We start from the raw sequence: 15,474 nt of genomic DNA on the forward strand, positions 1-15,474 counted from the left end.
TATTCCAGGTTAACCAAAGGATTGACATTTGTTGCGGCTGAACCTATCCCTCAATCCTGTAACCAGGGGACACAGTTGGTTTTCGTTAAGGGTAAATGGTTTGCAATTTTCCCTCTGGCAGTCCAACTAAAATCAATTGAGTCTTTAGGGTTAATCGCGTTAGATCCGGGCGTGCGAACTTTCCTGACTGGTTTTGACGGATGTAAGTTTGTGGAGTTTGGCTCATGCGATATTGGACGCATCACTCGCATTTGTCAACATTTAGATAATTTGATGGGCTCTCTTGCTAAAGAGCAAAGTCGAAATCGACGGCGGCGGATGAGGCAAGCAGCCCATCGAATGCGAACCAAGATTCGCAATTTGATTGATGAATCCCACAAACAGATTGCTCATTTCTTAACTAATAACTACCGTGTGATTTTTCTGCCTACCTTCGAGACTTCCGACATGGTTGCCAAGGCAAAGCGAAAAATTAGATCCAAGACGGCAAGAGCAATGCTGACCTGGGCACATTATCGATTCAAGTTGACTCTTAAGCATCAAGCTCAATTGACTCTAAGCATCGTTGTCGATGTAACGGAAGAATACACCAGTAAGACTTGTACCCGCTGCGGTCAAGTTCATGCTAAGTTGGGTGGTTCTAAATTGTTCCGCTGCCCTGAATGTGGTTTTACACTACCAAGGGATTGGAATGGTGCTTTCGGGATTCTCCTGAAAGCTTTGCGGGATACCGCCACTATCACTTTCAACTGTGATAGTGCTATCGTCGCATTGTCCGGGAATGCCCAGAGTAATGTCGCGTAAATGTATCAGTCAACCCATGCTCACTAGACTGGGAAAACTCTCTTTCTTCCAAATTTTTTAATAATTAACCAGGGCTAGTAATCTCCCATCGGGCATTGAAATAGCTGAGTTAGTCAGAGATAATTTTGTTAATCACAGCCATGACCACACAAACAATTTCCTCAAGCGATCGCATTCTCCGCCAGCAAATATTAGGTTCGCGTCGTCTCAGCAATTACTTGTTGGCGACAGCAGTTACGATCGGCGGTGTAGGTTTTCTCTTAGCTGGACTTTCCAGTTATTTACACAAAAATCTGTTGTTTTTTAGCGATGCTTCTCAACTAATATTTGTCCCTCAAGGAATCGCAATGAGCTTTTATGGAGTTGCTGGCTCACTCCTAGCAACCTACCTCTGGCTGATGATTATCTTAGATGTGGGCGGCGGATATAACGAATTTAATCGGGAAACCGGATTTGTGAAAATTTTCCGTTGGGGTTTTCCCGGAAAAAATCGGCAAATCGAGGTAGGCTGTCCCATCGAAGATGTTCAATCCATTCGAGTTGATATGAAAGAAGGTTTAAATCCCCGTCGCGCTCTTTATTTACGAATTAAAGGACGCAGAGATGTACCTTTAACGAGAGTTGGACAACCTTTGTCTTTGTCAGAAGTAGAGAACCAAGGTGCTGAGTTAGCACGCTTTTTGGGAGTGCCACTAGAAGGGTTATGATTGTAATCTTGGCTTTGAAATTTAGTTGAGTACCTAACTAAAAATGCTTCCTAAATTTTCGCGCTGGTTAGTCTCACTGATAATTGTTGGTGGATTATTTCTGGGAGGATGCACATCCCAAGAAGTTGCTTCTCAGAGTTCGGAAAATACATCAACAACTACCCCTATATCTGTTACTCAAGCAAACAATCCTCAAATGAATAATTTACCCCGGTTAGAAGGAAAAGCTACTGTAGTTATGGTGGTGAAAGGTTCTCCGATTACTATCGAATTGGATGGCACTAATGCCCCTGTAACTGCGGGAAATTTTGTAGACCTTGTACAGCGTGGTGTCTACGATGGTTCAGTGTTTCACCGAGTAGAAAAAAGCCCTCAACCTTTTGTAGTTCAAGGTGGCGATCCTCAAAGTAAAGACCCAAATTTCCGAGGTCAATTGGGAACTGGTGGTTTTATCGATCCTGAAACAAAACAGCCTCGTAATATTCCTTTGGAAATTAAGCCAAAAGGTGCAGATACTCCGGTTTACAGCAAAACTTTTGAATCTGCGAGAATTTCGCAGCCGCCAGAGCTAGATCATAAGCGTGGTGCGGTAGCGATGGCGCGATCGATGTTTCCAGATTCCGCTTCTTCTCAGTTTTATTTTGCTTTGTCTGATATCAATTTTTTAGATGGCAACTATGCAGTTTTTGGGTATGTTACTCAAGGCATGGATGTAGTTGACAAGATTGAAAGAGGCGATAAGATTGAGTCTGCTAAAGTAACTCAAGGCGCAGAAAATCTGAAAAAATAGTTATTTGTCATTGGTCATTTGTCATTAGTTATTGGTCTAGCATTGATCTTAAAAAAAACCGATTTTGTGCTTAATTGCTAGTGACAAATGACAAATGACAAATGACTCATGACAAATAGCTAATGAATGTAAAGATTTTTATCACTGGCATCGGTTTTTTCTCAGCTTTGGGTGATTTGGATTCCAGCTGGCAAAGTTTGTTAGCTGGTAAATCTGCGATTCAGTTGTGTCAACCTTTTTTGGAACTAAAACCACGACCTTTGGCGATGATTGGCGATCGACCAACTGAACTGTTAACTTTAACTCAGCTAGTTGTAGAATCTGCCCTAAAAGATGCCGGACTTAACCCACCTTTACCAGATTGCGGAGTAATAATCGGCTCAAGTCGCAGTCAACAAGCACGTTGGGAGAAGTTCGTGCAGGAGAGATGGGGAGATGGGGGGATGGGGGGAATCCCAAATTTATCTCAACAACTCCCCCCACCTCCTCCCCAGTCCCCTTGGCTTGAGAGTTTGCCAAATATGGCGGCGATTTGTGCAGCAAGGCAAATTGGGGCGACAGGGGCGGTTTTGGCACCAATGGCGGCTTGTGCGACGGGAATTTGGGCGCTAGCGCAGGGTTTTGAGTTAATTCAATCTGGGCAATGTCAGCGAGCGATCGCAGGTGCGATAGAAACACCAATTACACCTTTGACTTTGACAGGTTTTCAGCAAATGGGCGCTTTAGCCCAAACGGGTGCTTATCCTTTCGATAAACAGCGGGAAGGTTTGGTTTTAGGAGAAGGTGGGGCGGTTTTTGTTTTGGAAACTGCCGAATTAGCTAGACAGCGTGGGGCAAAAGTTTACGGGGAAGTTTTAGGTTTTGGCTTGACAGCAGATGCTTTTCATGCTAACGCGCCAGAAGAGGGCGGAAAAAGTGCCATTTATGCGGTTAAGCAATGTTTAGAACGCAGCAATCTTTCACCTATTAATATTGATTATATTCATGCTCATGGGACTGGGACAGTTTTGAACGATCGCAATGAAGCGCAATTAATTAAGTATTTATTTCCCCAAAATGTAGCAGTTAGTTCGACAAAAGGCGCAACTGGGCATACATTGGGAGCATCGGGAGTTTTGGGAGTAGCTTTTAGTTTGTTGGGGTTGCGCGATCGCATTTTACCCCCTTGTGTAGGTTTAAGAGAATCAGAATTTGATTTGAATTTAGTTAGGGTTGCGCGATCGAGCGAACTTCAGAATTTGCTCTGTTTTAGTTTCGGTTTTGGCGGACAAAATGCGGTGATGGCATTACGGAAAATATAACAATCACCTGGGGTAAATAATAGCTAGAGGCCCTTTTTTTTCTTCTGCTATTTTTGACCGTTCTAAATCTAAATTCTGTAGGAATACATTACCACCTTTAGCAAAAATTTCTGCGGCTGTTACCCAACTCTTAAGGCTCGCACCAAAGAGCTTTTCCTTCAAAACTCTATCAGTAATACCATGCTTTATTCCTTCTTGAAGAAAAACTTCTATTCCTGTTTTGACTAACTCGTTAAAATTTTGCTCCTCAATCCAACTGGCAGTTGTAAAAGCTTGTAAGGTACTCGGCAAGTCCTGAAACGCACCTTCTTTTACTAAACTACCAATACGTTTTTCCTGAAACTTGAGGAATAGGGCTGCAAGAAACTTCTGCTTAAAAGTTGCATCTTCTCCAAAGATTCTATTTAATGCTCCGGGAAGGGAGGCAGGATTTTCTTCTGACTCAGAAAGCCAGCCTCCAAAGAAAAATCCCATGACTAGTGTTGCTTGGTTGTAAGCTTGGGCATTTGCGCCTGTTTTGGTAAAGGTTATGCTTCCACCAGGAGGAAGCGCTATGTTTTCTATAGTTGTTTTCTTTTGTTGCGCTGTAGCAAATCTTGGATCGTTGAACCAACGACCATTCATAAAATCAGTAAAAGAGTCCCATTGCTTTTGTATAGAAAAGCTTCCGAAGCTGATAGGATTAGTTGGATTTCTAACCCCTTCAATAGCTCTAATTTCAACCAACTCGGCACGAGCATTACGAACCTCAATTACCCCATCTGCATAACCAGTGTTGTAGACATCAAAACTAAAAACTTCCCTGCCATCAGGCAATTTTCGGCTATTAACTCTGTCCAGGATAAAGGAGTAGTTACCTTTTAACTGCCTGAAATCTCTAATAGGCTCTTTAGCAGGTTCAACTATAACTCCGCGAACAGATTGGAAGTTAGCTGCTCTCATAAGTGATGGTGTACTACTTTGCGATCGTCCAGTCCCCGTCTGTTCCCCAGAAGAAGTCGATCGCCCAGTCCCCGTCTGTTCCCCAGAAGAAGGCGATCGCTGAGTGTTAGAAGCTGCGACTGATGGTTGGCTAATAGGTCTTTCTGAAAGCAGAATACGTATAATTTGAGTGTTACTCATTGAACGAGCAGTTAAACAGGTATTTCTTAGACAACCCAGCCCTTTTTCGGAAAATCTAACCTGTGTATCATTTGCATTTCTAGGAGCCGAAAAACTTAAGTCCCACAACAAGAAAATAGCTTGTCCTGATTGGACATATCTTTCTCCATCAGTAATTTGACTAAGTTCAGAAGTAACTGGAAGGGGATAACTAGGCAATCCTGCTTTAAGGATATATACTCCAACCCAATTTGCTCCTTGAACTCGGTAAACATATCCATTTCTAAATTCTTGAGGAAGGTCAAAATCAGTGTTTATATAATCTCCTTCCTGTAAACTTGCTACAAACTGATTCCATGTTGGAACTGTGGGGCGTGCTGTTGTGTTAGATGAAGTAGCTGAACGCCGTGTATTTGGTGTTCGCCTCGTCGTCGTTTGTTGCCCAGAAGAAGATCGCCCTGCTGTAATTTGAGAATTTTGGGGTTGAAGAGCTATACCACCATTGCTGTAATCTAAATTCGAGAAAAAAGCTCTTCCTGTCATTGTTGAATTTGGGCGTAATTTAATACCATCACCAGTATTGTTGGGATAGCTTTTCCCATTAAATCGCAATAAATAATAACCTTGATTTGAACCCCAACTACCACCAGCCGCTAAAGTGATTAAGTTATTCCAACCCAAATTTTTTTGATTTGTGACGATAATAGGTGCAGTGCTCAGAGAGATTGTTGAAACTAACCGATAATCTTGCCCAACAAACTGAAAAATAAGGGTAGTACAACCTCCTGAACCACAGAAGTATTGTCCTATAAGATGTACTAATACTTCTGGTTTATTATCGCCATTCAAATCAACCCGATTGTAGTAGTATCGTATATTGTTAATAAACTCTTTAGGGATTTGTCCTTGTCGAATAATAGCCCTTTCCAGTCCTGAGTCACGGACTGTTTCTGGACGAATAGATTGGGTTTGATTTATTTGTTTTAATCCGCTCAAATTTGGGATTACGCTATGTTTTATATATCCCTCACCTTTGGCAAATGCTACGAAATAATCACTACCCAATATTGTTAAGCCTAAAATTAAGTTAAATAGCGTTTTCCTTTTCATAAATTTATCCTTGGATCTTGTTTGTGTGGTTATAGCAGAGAAAGAGATCGAATAAATTTGCTGACTTCACAAGATTGCTCGCTTTTTCATTAATGTTCTCCTCTATCATCAATTTTTTCTTTATTCATTCAAACGAAACCAGCATTACTCAATAAAAAATATCATCCTCTTGGCAAAGAATCAGTACAGCCAGCCGCATTAAATTGTTGAATAATTCTGTTTTTTTCCTTTACTTCAGTTATGCCACTCAATTGTGTAATTCTTTCAATAAGCTTAGGAGAATGTAAAGGAATTTTTAGGGCATTTATTGGTGTATTATTATAAACTCCTGCTATTCCTAAATAATTTCCTTCCTTAAAAATGACTTGACCATTATTAGTGAGTATTTGTCCATTAGACACAGAACCAATAGTAAAGCTACCATATCCTTCTCCTGTCACAATAATACAAACTCGACCTCTGACATTGGAAGGATAAATCTTTATAGACTCTTCCCATCCCGACCAGCTACCCACAAAAGGCGCTATAGTTGAATCAACCTTTGACCAAGTACTCACAAACAATTCTCTGTTCTGTAACTCAGTTTGATTACGGCGATCGCGAATATAATCAGCCCTTTGTGCATCGTTTTGTATCGAACGAATATTTTGGCGAAATTCTTGGCGTAACTTCTGCATTTCCGCAGTTGTAGGGTGTCGCTGAGACTGAGCCAAAACTGCTAACGACCATGCACCGAAAACTGTTAAACTCACCATCAAACCAAGTATCGTTCGCCCCTTCATAACCTCTCCCCATTCCCATCACCCAAATTTATAGCAAACGGGGAATTAACCTACCTCAGCAATTTTTCGGAGAATCAGGAATTTTAATATTAAGAAAAGCGATCGCACTTGTACAAACACCGAAAAGAAAGGCGATCGCATTTTCCCGTCAAATCATGAAACAAAAAACCGATCGCACTACCGTCCTCTTGGCAAACAACTAACACAACCAGCATCCTCTACCTTTGCATCATCTTTTATGACATCTGCTTCTATCACTTCACCCGAAGGAACATCATCTAATTGGGGTACTTGCGCCAGTAACCGCTTACCAATTTCCCCCGCTACTTTTCCCAATTCCTTACCGTAAACTTCACCCAGCAACACCATTCGCCGCGCCAACTTCTGATGCTGTTCCGGTGTCGCCTGCAAATTTTCCGCAAAGCGATGTAACCAAGCAATTAATTCCGCTTCGTCAATGCGTTTTCCAATTAAAAAGTTAAAAATTCTCCCCCGAATCCACCCTTGATTCACCCCTTCCAGCAGTTCGCTAAATATCACTTCATACTCAAGATCCGTCCGCTGGGGTTTACTTCCATTCGCTTTCACAGGCGGTAAAGAATTTTCCTCACTCCCCCTTGGCGGAGAGGTTGTTCTCCCAATCCCCAATAAGCGCCGAAAAAACTGTTGGATTCTCTGCCAAAATCGCCGCAGCATTGCTGGTATCCTTGCACTGCACTTTATTTGTGATTGTAGCGAATTTTAGATTTTGGTAAAAAGTTAACAAAAGGGTTTTGGCTTTCCCCAAAATTCCCGTTATTCAAATGATGTTTTTGGCAATTTAATTTGTGTATTAATTTTTGTAGGGGCGAAGCATTTGGGCGACAATTTGGTGGGGAATCATCAATTTATGTTCCCAAATGCTTCGCCCTGTCTTGGTGACAATTTCGTGGGGAATCAACAATTTATGTTCCCAAATGCTTCGCCTTGTCTTGGCGACAATTTTGTGGGGAATCATCAATTTATGTTCCCAAATGCTTCGCCCTGTCTTGGCGACAAATTTTCGCCTTGTTTTGGTGCAAGAATTAAGTAGATATAGGTTGTCTGTGGGGGCTGGGCGAAGCATTCGGATTGTTATATTTTGGTTGTGTTTCATAAATTTTCGCCCGAATGCTTCGCCCCTACAGGAAAATCTTGAAGTTATCATTCGTAGGGTGCGTCAGAACTAAAAATTACTGTTACTTGCCCAAATTTTTCTGTCTGACGCACCCTACAAACCACTTGTCTTGGTGCAATATTTAAGTAGATACAGGTTGTCTGTGGGGGCTGGGCGAAGCATTCGGATTGTTATATTTTGATTGTGTTTCATAAATTGTCGCCCGAATGCTTCGCCCCTACAGGATCTACTAACGAATCGTTAATTTAAAAGTATATCGAGGATTACTCAATCTATAAGGTTATGCAATTATTATTTTGTAATCGCCCGTTACTGTAGCTTCAAAAGTATCATTTTGGGGGTGTTCATAAGATTGTCCATCAGGGGTAATAAAAGTAAATCCAGAAAGTCCTTGATCGTCACTTCGATCGACTCTTTCACCTTTCCAAGTAATATCAGCAATTATTTCTTGACCTTTGTTAGCCCGAAAAATATAAGTATCTTGATTACCTAAAGTTACACTACCATTAATTACAAATGATGAAGCGCCGGGAGCAAACTGCACGCGACGGGTGATTCCTTGGCGTTGTTGGGCGTTAACTTTTTGTAAAGCACTAGTACTAAAAACTGTTAAGCTGATTGCTAAGTAAAGAAGCGATCGCCTTTTCACAACTCTCTCCTCATTCCCCAAAACTCAATCTCCTTTGAGTTGTCCGAGTTTAGCATATTTGGTTGCGATCGCCCTAAGCAGCCAACCTGATACTTGAGAAAGTAACAAATCAACGGATAGATTTTCAAATATTAACTTGGGGAAATTGTTGTTCAAACAATTGTTTTCCGAGATTTTACTAAAGTTAAAGTTAAGAGATTTATCAATGGTACTGATTTTTGCGGATAAATCTTTTACTAGAATAACAACTCACCAAAGAAATAATTCTTAACTTTTTTAAGAGCAGTTAAAAAGTCTGACTATTTAATACATCTGCCGTAGGATAGAATTATGCCGTTAGTATGTCTTAAAGGGCAGGTAGCTTATTATGGAACTGGAAGTGCATCAGTTTATTTCCTATTTTGAGCCAGAACAAGCAGCGCAATTATGCCAAATGGCTATTGTGGAAAAACATACTGAACAAAAGGTCGTCTTTGAAGAGGACGACATTCCCGATTATTTATATTTAGTTTTAGAAGGACAAGTGGAGTTTAGAAAAAAAACAGCTTGTGATAAGTATCATGTGATTGCTGTAGCTAAACAAAATGAGTTTTTTGGGGAATTTGGGGTTTTGGATGGACAACCGCGTAGTGCTCAGGCGATCGCTTATCCAGACACAGTTTTAGCGAAAATTCCTCGCGCTCAGTTGATGGAAATATTAGATAATACCAAAGGCTATGTAATTCTCAAACTGTTAAGTTATATTATCCGCCATCTCCGCGCTACAACTGCACAGTATGTTAATCAAATGATTTATCAAGAAAAAATGTCTTTAATTGGGGAAATGGTTAATACGATTATTCATGATTTTAGAAGTCCAGTAACAGGCATTCAATTAGCCAGCGCCATGTTAAAAGAAACCCATCCTGACGAAGATACAATTGAATGGTGTGATATCATTCAAGCACAAGTTAAGCGAATGTTGGGAATGGCGGAAGAGGCGTTAGAATTTGCTAGCGGTAATGCAGTTTTAAAGAAAAAACCTGTCAAGTTAACGACATTATTAGAACACTTTGAAAAGCTGAATCGAATTTATTTCAAAGATGCTCATGTACATTTCAAATTTGATGTACCAGAAGTTTTGGTGAATGTTGATGAAAACAAATTGCTGCGCGTTTTGCAAAACTTAATTAGTAATGCTGTGGAAGCTTTTAAGGGAAATGGTGGTTGTATCGAAGTAACAGCTAACAATAATGATAAGTTTGTCAAGATCCAAATATGCGATAATGGCCCTGGAATACCAGAAGCTATTAGGGATAATTTATTCGATCCTTTTGTGACGCATGGGAAACGAGGGGGTACAGGATTGGGAACTGCGATCGCCAAATCAATTATTGAAGCACATAACGGAGAAATCTGCTTTCAAACTAACTGCAAAGGGACTACTTTCTACATTGATTTACCTCACCAATTAGATGCTAATTGCAGTTAAACTGGATTATTATAGCGATCGCTAACTGCATCGAGTATGACTTGCTTTTTTTGTTGGCTTAACGGAAAATAATTACTTATCAAAGCTATAAATAATTCTTAAGAAAAAGGGCAGACACAAATCGATCTGCCCTCGAAACAGAGCAATCACACTCTTCTTAAGTCTAGTACAATAGTGTTAACCATCAGTCTGGTTTTTTGCATGACTCTAACTGAACAGATCCTTAGCCAAATTCTCGGAAACGCTTTAGAAGGATTACGGCGAGTCGATCGCCTTTGGCAATCCTTAAAAGAGGATACCATACCAATACCTCAACTAGTCAAACAAAGCGACTTACTATTAGGAACATTAGACTGGGATGTAGTGATTTGTGGCGGAACTTTAGGCATTTTAATTGGCGCAGCTTTGGCAAAATTAGGTTGGCGAGTTGCTTTAATTGAACGGGGAATTTTGCGGGGAAGAGATCAAGAATGGAACATTTCTCGCAAAGAGTTAGAGGTATTTTTAGAGTTAAATTTGCTGACAGAAGCGGAATTAGAAAAGGCGATCGTAACTCAATACAACCCTGCAAGAGTCGGTTTTTTAGGTGGTAAAGACATCTGGGTAACAGACATTCTCAACATCGGCGTTGATCCAGTTTATCTCTTAGAAACTCTCAAATTAAAGTTTCTCGCTGCTGGCGGTAAACTCTTGGAAAATTCACCTTTTCAAAGTGCAGTGATTCACCCAGATGGCATACTGGTAGAAGCAAGTGAAACTTTAAAAACTCGGTTATTAATTGATGCAATGGGCAATTTTTCTCCCATTGTGCAACAAGCGAGACAAGGACAAAAACCCGATAGCGTTTGTTTAGTGGTGGGAACTTGCGCTAAAGGTTTTCCTGAGAATAAAACCGGAGATTTAATCTATTCTTTTACCCCTTTAGAAAATCAATGCCAATATTTTTGGGAAGCTTTTCCCGCCAGAGATGGGAGAACAACTTATATGTTTACTTACTTGGATGCTACTCCCCAACGTCCAAGTTTAGAAGAGTTTTTTGGCGAATATTTGCGGCTTTTACCAGAATATCAAAAAGTCGAATTATCGCAATTAGAATTTGTTAGAGCTTTGTTTGGTTTCTTTCCCAGTTATCGCCAAAGTCCGGTAAAAATGCCATTCGATCGCATTTTACCAGTAGGAGATAGTAGCGGCGCACAATCTCCTTTAAGTTTTGGTGGTTTTGGTGCAATGGTGCGTCATTTGCAGAGGTTAACTAATGGGATTAATCAGGCGTTGGAGTGCGATCGTCTAACTCAAACCGATTTATCATTATTACAACCTTACCAACCAAATTTAGCCGTAACTTGGTTATTTCAACGTACCATGAGTGTAGGGATAAATCAAAAAGTCGCACCCGAACAAATTAACCAGTTACTCTCAGCAGTATTTTTAGAAATGGAAAATCTTGGAGATGCAGTACTCAGACCATTTTTGCAAGATGTAGTACAGTTTCCCGCTTTAACAAAAGCACTCTTAAAAACTCAACTTTCTCACCCAGAATTAGTAATTAAAATTATTCCCCAAGTTGGCATATTAGCCTTAATTGATTGGTTGGGGCATTACTTTAATTTAGTAGTTTATTCAGCTTTAAATCAATTAGGTGAAACCATCCAACCTTGGGTAAAAGAATTACCACCAGTACCAAAATATTACCTGCAACGCTGGATTGATGCGTGGAAATATGGTTCTGGTGGTGATTATTAAGTAGCTATGCTAGGAGGATTCATTTCTCATCTGACTCAGAAAATAATGATTCTAAATCCCGATATCCACTCACCACCCGAACAATTTCTACCCCATCCTCAATCACCCGATAAAGAATAACGTAACTATCCAGAAGAACACCTCGTAAAGTCGGTTCAATTTCAGCATAAGAACGCCCAATCTTGGGAAACTTTACCAAATTTTGGCATTTCTGCTCAAATCGATCGACAAACTGTTCCCCAGCTTCTATATTTCGACGCAAAAAATAATCAGAAATCTCATCTAAATCCTGACTAGCAGCTGGTGAAATAATGTAACGACTCATGCTTTATTCTCACCAGCTTTTTTGAATTTTTCCCGCAGTTTAGCAATAACCACCTCCCCATCAATTCCTTCCCCTTCATCAAGCTGCTTGATACCAACTGCTACTTTTTCTCTAGTTTCTTCCAACCATTTTTCATACTGTTTATCCCGTTCTTCCAACAACCGTAACGCCTCAACAATTACATCGTAGGCGGTTTCATATTTACCACTTTTTAGCTTTGCTTGAATCAACTCTTCCTCTTCCAGTTTTAACGAGATATTCATAGCCCGAAAACCTCCTAAACTTATTAAATCTATTGTACTGACAGTTTAATCTTTATTAAGTAGATGCAAATAAATTAAGTAAAAATAGTTATCTAAGGATGGGGCGGGCAAGATGCCCACCCCACAAGAAAGCTGTAACTCTTGTGGGGTGGGCATCCTGCCCGCCTTTGGTTTCAGTTTATTTAGATTTATCTACTTACTAGGCAGTTTTTAACCTAGAAAAAGGCTGATGATTTTCTGCTTTTATTAGCTCATTTTTCGGATATATAACTGTATATGTTTCCATCACAGTTCCATCATCTAAACAATGGCTAGGATAATGTCCTTTGATTTCCTTGTTGAAAAATTTGCCTTTGGAATCAGAGTCGAGAAAACGTTGCCAAGTTTCCTTTTCCACATCAGCATATTGATAAATTGAACCGCTATTAAACTCGATTTGCAAGATTTTTCTTTGTTTATCATATCCCATTGCTGATGCCATAGTTGAACTAACTGGCACCATCGGAATTTCGTCTTCTTCGTTCGCTATTTCGGCAAGTTCTTGCAGTCCTTCGTAAACATGAGAAGGCGCAGGAACTTCTAAATACTCCATCTGGTTGCCGCGATCGATCAAAAACCCCAAATGATCATCTTCATAGCCAACAGCTACGACATTTTTTAAGTCAATATTGATTAGCTTCATTGATAATTCTCCTGCCAATCTTAGAAAAATAATTTTATTTGGTATTTATGTACTATAATTATAGCAAAAAAATTTTATGTCGGTGGTAGAGACGTTGTATACAACGTCTCTACAATGATGGGTTACTTAACTAGTTACGCCAGAAGTTCTGTAACTATCAATTTCCTTTCGCAACTGTTCCGCTTTCTCCAACAAATCAACCTGAGAAATTGTTTGCTGTTCTTTTGTCGCCATCCACTTCAATTTAACAGTTTGATTTTCTGCTTCTTCATCTCCCAAAATCAAACAACCAACAGCGCCACTTTTATCAGCACGGGCAAACTGTTTCTTAAATGCACTACCACTTAAATCTAAATCCAAACTAAATCCAAGTTGGCGCAACTTCTGCCCTAAAATTAATGCTTGGGCTTCGGCTTTTTCGCCTCTGGAAACTACATAAAAATCTAGCGATCGCGCCGAACTCCCCTGCAACTTTTGCAACAGAATAATCAACCTTTCCAGACCGATCGCCCAACCCACCGCAGGCGTATCTGGCCCACCCAATTCTGCCACCAAACCATCATATCTGCCACCGCCACAAACCGTCGCTTGAGCACCCAAATCATCGGAAATAATCTCAAAAGCCGTGTGAGTATAATAATCCAAACCCCGCACCAACCGAGGATTCAACTGATAAGAAATTCCCAAATCAGTTAATAACTGTAATACTTGGTCGAAATGCCGTTTAGAATCAGCGCCAAGATGATCTAAAATACTCGGAGCATTAAGAGAAATTTCCTTAGTCCGTTCATCCTTACTATCTAAAATCCGCAAAGGATTGCGAGTTAATCTATCTTGAGAATCAGCATCTAACTCATTTTTATAAGGAGTTAAATAATCAATCAAAGCTTGGCGATATTGTTGCCTATCTTCCGCATTGCCCAAAGAATTAATATCCAGACGCAGAGATTTTAAACCCAAAGTTTGAAGGATATTATTGGCGATCGCAATTACCTCCACATCCGCCCTGGGATCGGAACTTCCTAAAACCTCAACCCCTATTTGGTGAAACTGCCTTTGCCTTCCAGCTTGGGGACGTTCATAGCGAAACATCGGCCCAGTATACCAAAGACGCTGCACACCACCTTGAGCAAACAGACCATTTTCGATAAAAGATCTCACGACTCCAGCAGTACCTTCCGGGCGTAACGTGATCGATCGTTCACCCCGATCGAAAAAAGTATACATCTCCTTGCCAACCACATCAGTAGCTTCACCAATGCCACGTTCAAAAAGTCCCGTTTCCTCAAAAATTGGAGTGCGAATTTCTTGATAAACAGCTTTGCCCAAAATTTCCCTAGCTGTTGCTTCCACCTTTTGCCAGTAAACAACCTCTTCTGGCAAAATATCTCTCGTTCCTCGTAAAGCTTGAATCGTACCCATAACTTAATAATTGCTGATTGGTAATGTAATTGTAATAAGTAGGTAGATATAAATAAAGTGAAAAATAGGGCGGGTAGGATGCCCACCCCACAAGAAAGATGTAACTCTTGTGGGGTGGGCATCCTGCCCGCCCCAAGCTTAGATAACTATTATTACTTTATTTATTTACTGCCAAAGAATTAAGGAGAAAAAGAAAAAGGAAAAGGTAAAATCCTTTCCCCTTTTCCCTTTCGCCTGTCTTCTTTTAATGATTACCGATAACTGCTTTGCCGTATCGTTGTTGATAGTAAGCCAAAATTTGCTCTACGCGATCGCGAGCAGCTGAACTTGTTGCTTCTGAATACTCAATCCACAAACTTCCCACTTGACTCTGAAGATAATCAAAATCCTGAGACAGCTGCGGTGTTAAACCTGTTTCCACCCCAGAAACTTGGCGCAAATGGGCAGCAATTTCTCGATACACCGCTAAAGGCAGTCTCGGAAATACAACTTCGTACTTAAATTGGTTTTTTTCGCCTATCTCGCTCATCTTTTGCAGTAATTAAACATTCGTTTGGCGTTTAGCTGTCACAGGAGTAGGAGTCAGAGCTTGTGTTCCTTGTGCTCCTGGCTGTGCTGGTGCAGGCGCTCTTTCTCCCACGAGTTTCGACACTTCTACCCCATTTTGCTCCAAAATCACAATTGGTTCGGAGCCTTCATTAAATTCAATCCGTTTTACCAACACCTGACCATTTGCCAAACGCTGCCCTGCTCTAACATAACGGCTATTTGCCTCATTTGGTGCTTTAACAATTGCTTGCGCTTCAGTACCAACAATTACCACTCCAGAAACTTCCACAGCTTTCGCCAAAACGGGATCTGGTGGGGCTGGTAGGGTAGGAATTTCGGGAGGTGCAGGCGGTGCCACAATTGCCGGAGTTGGTGCTGGTGTTGGTGCAGCTGCTACCGTTGGGTTAGGTGTTTGGGTAGCTTGTTGTGGCGTTCTAGCTACAGCGCGAGGCTGTTGAGTCCGTTGCGGTGTCCTTGCCACAGTTCGGGTTGGCTGTTGAGTCCGTTGCGGTGTCCTTGCCACAGTTCGGGTTGGCTGTTGAGTCCGTTGCGGTGTCCTTGCCACAGTTCGGGTTGGCTGTTGAGTCCGTGGCGGTGTCCTTGCCACAGTTCGGGTTGG

The 15,474-nt window shown here is 40.9% G+C and carries 18 protein-coding genes; 6 read left to right on the plus strand and 12 right to left on the minus strand.

Features of this window, described 5'->3' with window-relative positions; genetic code table 11:
- From ACE1CC_RS17570 to ACE1CC_RS17585, 4 genes are all read left to right on the plus strand, one after another.
- Window positions 1-804 (plus strand): RNA-guided endonuclease InsQ/TnpB family protein (locus tag ACE1CC_RS17570; RefSeq protein ID WP_413271726.1); only part of this gene is annotated, 804 nt, incomplete at its 5' end.
- A 131-nt stretch (window positions 805-935) separates the two neighbouring features.
- Window positions 936-1,511, plus strand: coding sequence for a photosystem I assembly protein Ycf4 (locus tag ACE1CC_RS17575; protein ID WP_459563866.1), 576 nt, complete (start codon window positions 936-938; stop codon window positions 1,509-1,511).
- Window positions 1,512-1,554: 43 nt separating this feature from the next.
- Window positions 1,555-2,301 carry a peptidylprolyl isomerase gene (locus tag ACE1CC_RS17580; protein WP_413271728.1) on the plus strand — a complete coding sequence of 249 codons (747 nt, stop codon included), beginning with the start codon at window positions 1,555-1,557 and terminating at the stop codon, window positions 2,299-2,301.
- Between the two features lie 122 nt (window positions 2,302-2,423).
- Window positions 2,424-3,602: a beta-ketoacyl-ACP synthase gene (locus tag ACE1CC_RS17585; RefSeq protein ID WP_413271729.1), complete on the plus strand. Its 1,179-nt coding sequence runs from the start codon at window positions 2,424-2,426 to the stop codon at window positions 3,600-3,602.
- 3 nt (window positions 3,603-3,605) lie between these two features.
- On the opposite strand, the gene ACE1CC_RS17590 is transcribed toward ACE1CC_RS17585, so the two are convergent.
- From ACE1CC_RS17590 to ACE1CC_RS17615, 6 genes are all read right to left on the minus strand, one after another.
- A complete protein-coding gene (locus tag ACE1CC_RS17590; protein ID WP_413271730.1) occupies window positions 3,606-5,813 on the minus strand; it encodes a hypothetical protein in 2,208 nt (735 codons plus the stop codon).
- A 161-nt stretch (window positions 5,814-5,974) separates the two neighbouring features.
- Window positions 5,975-6,595, minus strand: a complete 621-nt coding sequence (locus ACE1CC_RS17595; protein WP_413271731.1) for a hypothetical protein — start codon at window positions 6,593-6,595, stop codon at window positions 5,975-5,977.
- A gap of 177 nt (window positions 6,596-6,772) precedes the next feature.
- The gene (locus ACE1CC_RS17600) at window positions 6,773-7,291 is read right to left on the minus strand and encodes a hypothetical protein (protein ID WP_413271732.1); all 519 of its coding nucleotides are present in this window, start codon (window positions 7,289-7,291) and stop codon (window positions 6,773-6,775) included.
- A 136-nt stretch (window positions 7,292-7,427) separates the two neighbouring features.
- Entirely contained in the window at window positions 7,428-7,730 is a 303-nt protein-coding gene (locus ACE1CC_RS17605; protein ID WP_413271733.1) for a hypothetical protein, read from the minus strand.
- A 301-nt stretch (window positions 7,731-8,031) separates the two neighbouring features.
- Window positions 8,032-8,421 (minus strand): hypothetical protein, encoded by a 390-nt coding sequence (locus tag ACE1CC_RS17610; RefSeq protein WP_413271734.1) that lies wholly within the window; start codon window positions 8,419-8,421, stop codon window positions 8,032-8,034.
- Between the two features lie 3 nt (window positions 8,422-8,424).
- On the minus strand, window positions 8,425-8,556 hold the full coding sequence (locus tag ACE1CC_RS17615) for a hypothetical protein (RefSeq protein WP_413271735.1): 132 nt from the start codon (window positions 8,554-8,556) through the stop codon (window positions 8,425-8,427).
- Window positions 8,557-8,767: 211 nt separating this feature from the next.
- Here ACE1CC_RS17615 and ACE1CC_RS17620 point away from each other — a divergent pair, with 211 nt between their 5' ends.
- Both ACE1CC_RS17620 and ACE1CC_RS17625 read left to right on the plus strand, forming a co-directional pair.
- Window positions 8,768-9,871, plus strand: coding sequence for an ATP-binding protein (locus ACE1CC_RS17620; RefSeq protein WP_413271736.1), 1,104 nt, complete (start codon window positions 8,768-8,770; stop codon window positions 9,869-9,871).
- Window positions 9,872-10,072: 201 nt separating this feature from the next.
- Window positions 10,073-11,614: an FAD-dependent oxidoreductase gene (locus ACE1CC_RS17625; RefSeq protein WP_413271737.1), complete on the plus strand. Its 1,542-nt coding sequence runs from the start codon at window positions 10,073-10,075 to the stop codon at window positions 11,612-11,614.
- A 19-nt stretch (window positions 11,615-11,633) separates the two neighbouring features.
- Here ACE1CC_RS17625 and ACE1CC_RS17630 read toward each other — a convergent pair whose 3' ends face one another.
- The 6 genes from ACE1CC_RS17630 to ACE1CC_RS17655 form a co-directional block, all read right to left on the minus strand.
- Window positions 11,634-11,939, minus strand: coding sequence for a type II toxin-antitoxin system RelE/ParE family toxin (locus ACE1CC_RS17630; protein WP_413271738.1), 306 nt, complete (start codon window positions 11,937-11,939; stop codon window positions 11,634-11,636).
- Window positions 11,936-12,202, minus strand: coding sequence for a ribbon-helix-helix domain-containing protein (locus ACE1CC_RS17635; RefSeq protein ID WP_413271739.1), 267 nt, complete (start codon window positions 12,200-12,202; stop codon window positions 11,936-11,938). Before ACE1CC_RS17635 ends, ACE1CC_RS17630 begins: the two co-directional genes overlap by 4 nt.
- A 199-nt stretch (window positions 12,203-12,401) precedes the next feature.
- Window positions 12,402-12,884, minus strand: coding sequence for a KTSC domain-containing protein (locus tag ACE1CC_RS17640; protein ID WP_413271740.1), 483 nt, complete (start codon window positions 12,882-12,884; stop codon window positions 12,402-12,404).
- Between the two features lie 126 nt (window positions 12,885-13,010).
- A complete protein-coding gene (gene hisS, locus ACE1CC_RS17645; protein ID WP_413271741.1) occupies window positions 13,011-14,306 on the minus strand; it encodes a histidine--tRNA ligase in 1,296 nt (431 codons plus the stop codon).
- 244 nt (window positions 14,307-14,550) lie between these two features.
- Complete coding sequence (locus ACE1CC_RS17650) at window positions 14,551-14,835, minus strand: hypothetical protein (RefSeq protein ID WP_413271742.1); 285 nt, start codon at window positions 14,833-14,835, stop codon at window positions 14,551-14,553.
- Between the two features lie 12 nt (window positions 14,836-14,847).
- Window positions 14,848-15,474 (minus strand): hypothetical protein (locus tag ACE1CC_RS17655; RefSeq protein WP_459563865.1); only part of this gene is annotated, 627 nt, incomplete at its 5' end.

This window comes from Floridaenema aerugineum BLCC-F46 (assembly GCF_041929345.1).
Classification (GTDB): domain Bacteria; phylum Cyanobacteriota; class Cyanobacteriia; order Cyanobacteriales; family Aerosakkonemataceae; genus Floridanema; species Floridanema aerugineum.

Excerpts from the sequence above, each read along its gene's own strand:
- ACE1CC_RS17640 (WP_413271740.1), bottom strand. The coding sequence starts at position 12,884 with ATGAAGCTAATCAATATTGACTTAAAAAATGTCGTAGCTGTTGGCTAT.
- ACE1CC_RS17630 (WP_413271738.1), bottom strand. The coding sequence starts at position 11,939 with ATGAGTCGTTACATTATTTCACCAGCTGCTAGTCAGGATTTAGATGAG.
- hisS (WP_413271741.1), bottom strand. The coding sequence starts at position 14,306 with ATGGGTACGATTCAAGCTTTACGAGGAACGAGAGATATTTTGCCAGAA.
- ACE1CC_RS17595 (WP_413271731.1), bottom strand. The coding sequence starts at position 6,595 with ATGAAGGGGCGAACGATACTTGGTTTGATGGTGAGTTTAACAGTTTTC.
- ACE1CC_RS17580 (WP_413271728.1), top strand. The coding sequence starts at position 1,555 with ATGCTTCCTAAATTTTCGCGCTGGTTAGTCTCACTGATAATTGTTGGT.
- ACE1CC_RS17605 (WP_413271733.1), bottom strand. The coding sequence starts at position 7,730 with ATGAAACACAACCAAAATATAACAATCCGAATGCTTCGCCCAGCCCCC.
- ACE1CC_RS17650 (WP_413271742.1), bottom strand. The coding sequence starts at position 14,835 with ATGAGCGAGATAGGCGAAAAAAACCAATTTAAGTACGAAGTTGTATTT.
- ACE1CC_RS17635 (WP_413271739.1), bottom strand. The coding sequence starts at position 12,202 with ATGAATATCTCGTTAAAACTGGAAGAGGAAGAGTTGATTCAAGCAAAG.
- ACE1CC_RS17585 (WP_413271729.1), top strand. The coding sequence starts at position 2,424 with ATGAATGTAAAGATTTTTATCACTGGCATCGGTTTTTTCTCAGCTTTG.
- ACE1CC_RS17620 (WP_413271736.1), top strand. The coding sequence starts at position 8,768 with ATGGAACTGGAAGTGCATCAGTTTATTTCCTATTTTGAGCCAGAACAA.
- ACE1CC_RS17625 (WP_413271737.1), top strand. The coding sequence starts at position 10,073 with ATGACTCTAACTGAACAGATCCTTAGCCAAATTCTCGGAAACGCTTTA.
- ACE1CC_RS17600 (WP_413271732.1), bottom strand. The coding sequence starts at position 7,291 with ATGCTGCGGCGATTTTGGCAGAGAATCCAACAGTTTTTTCGGCGCTTA.
- ACE1CC_RS17590 (WP_413271730.1), bottom strand. The coding sequence starts at position 5,813 with ATGAAAAGGAAAACGCTATTTAACTTAATTTTAGGCTTAACAATATTG.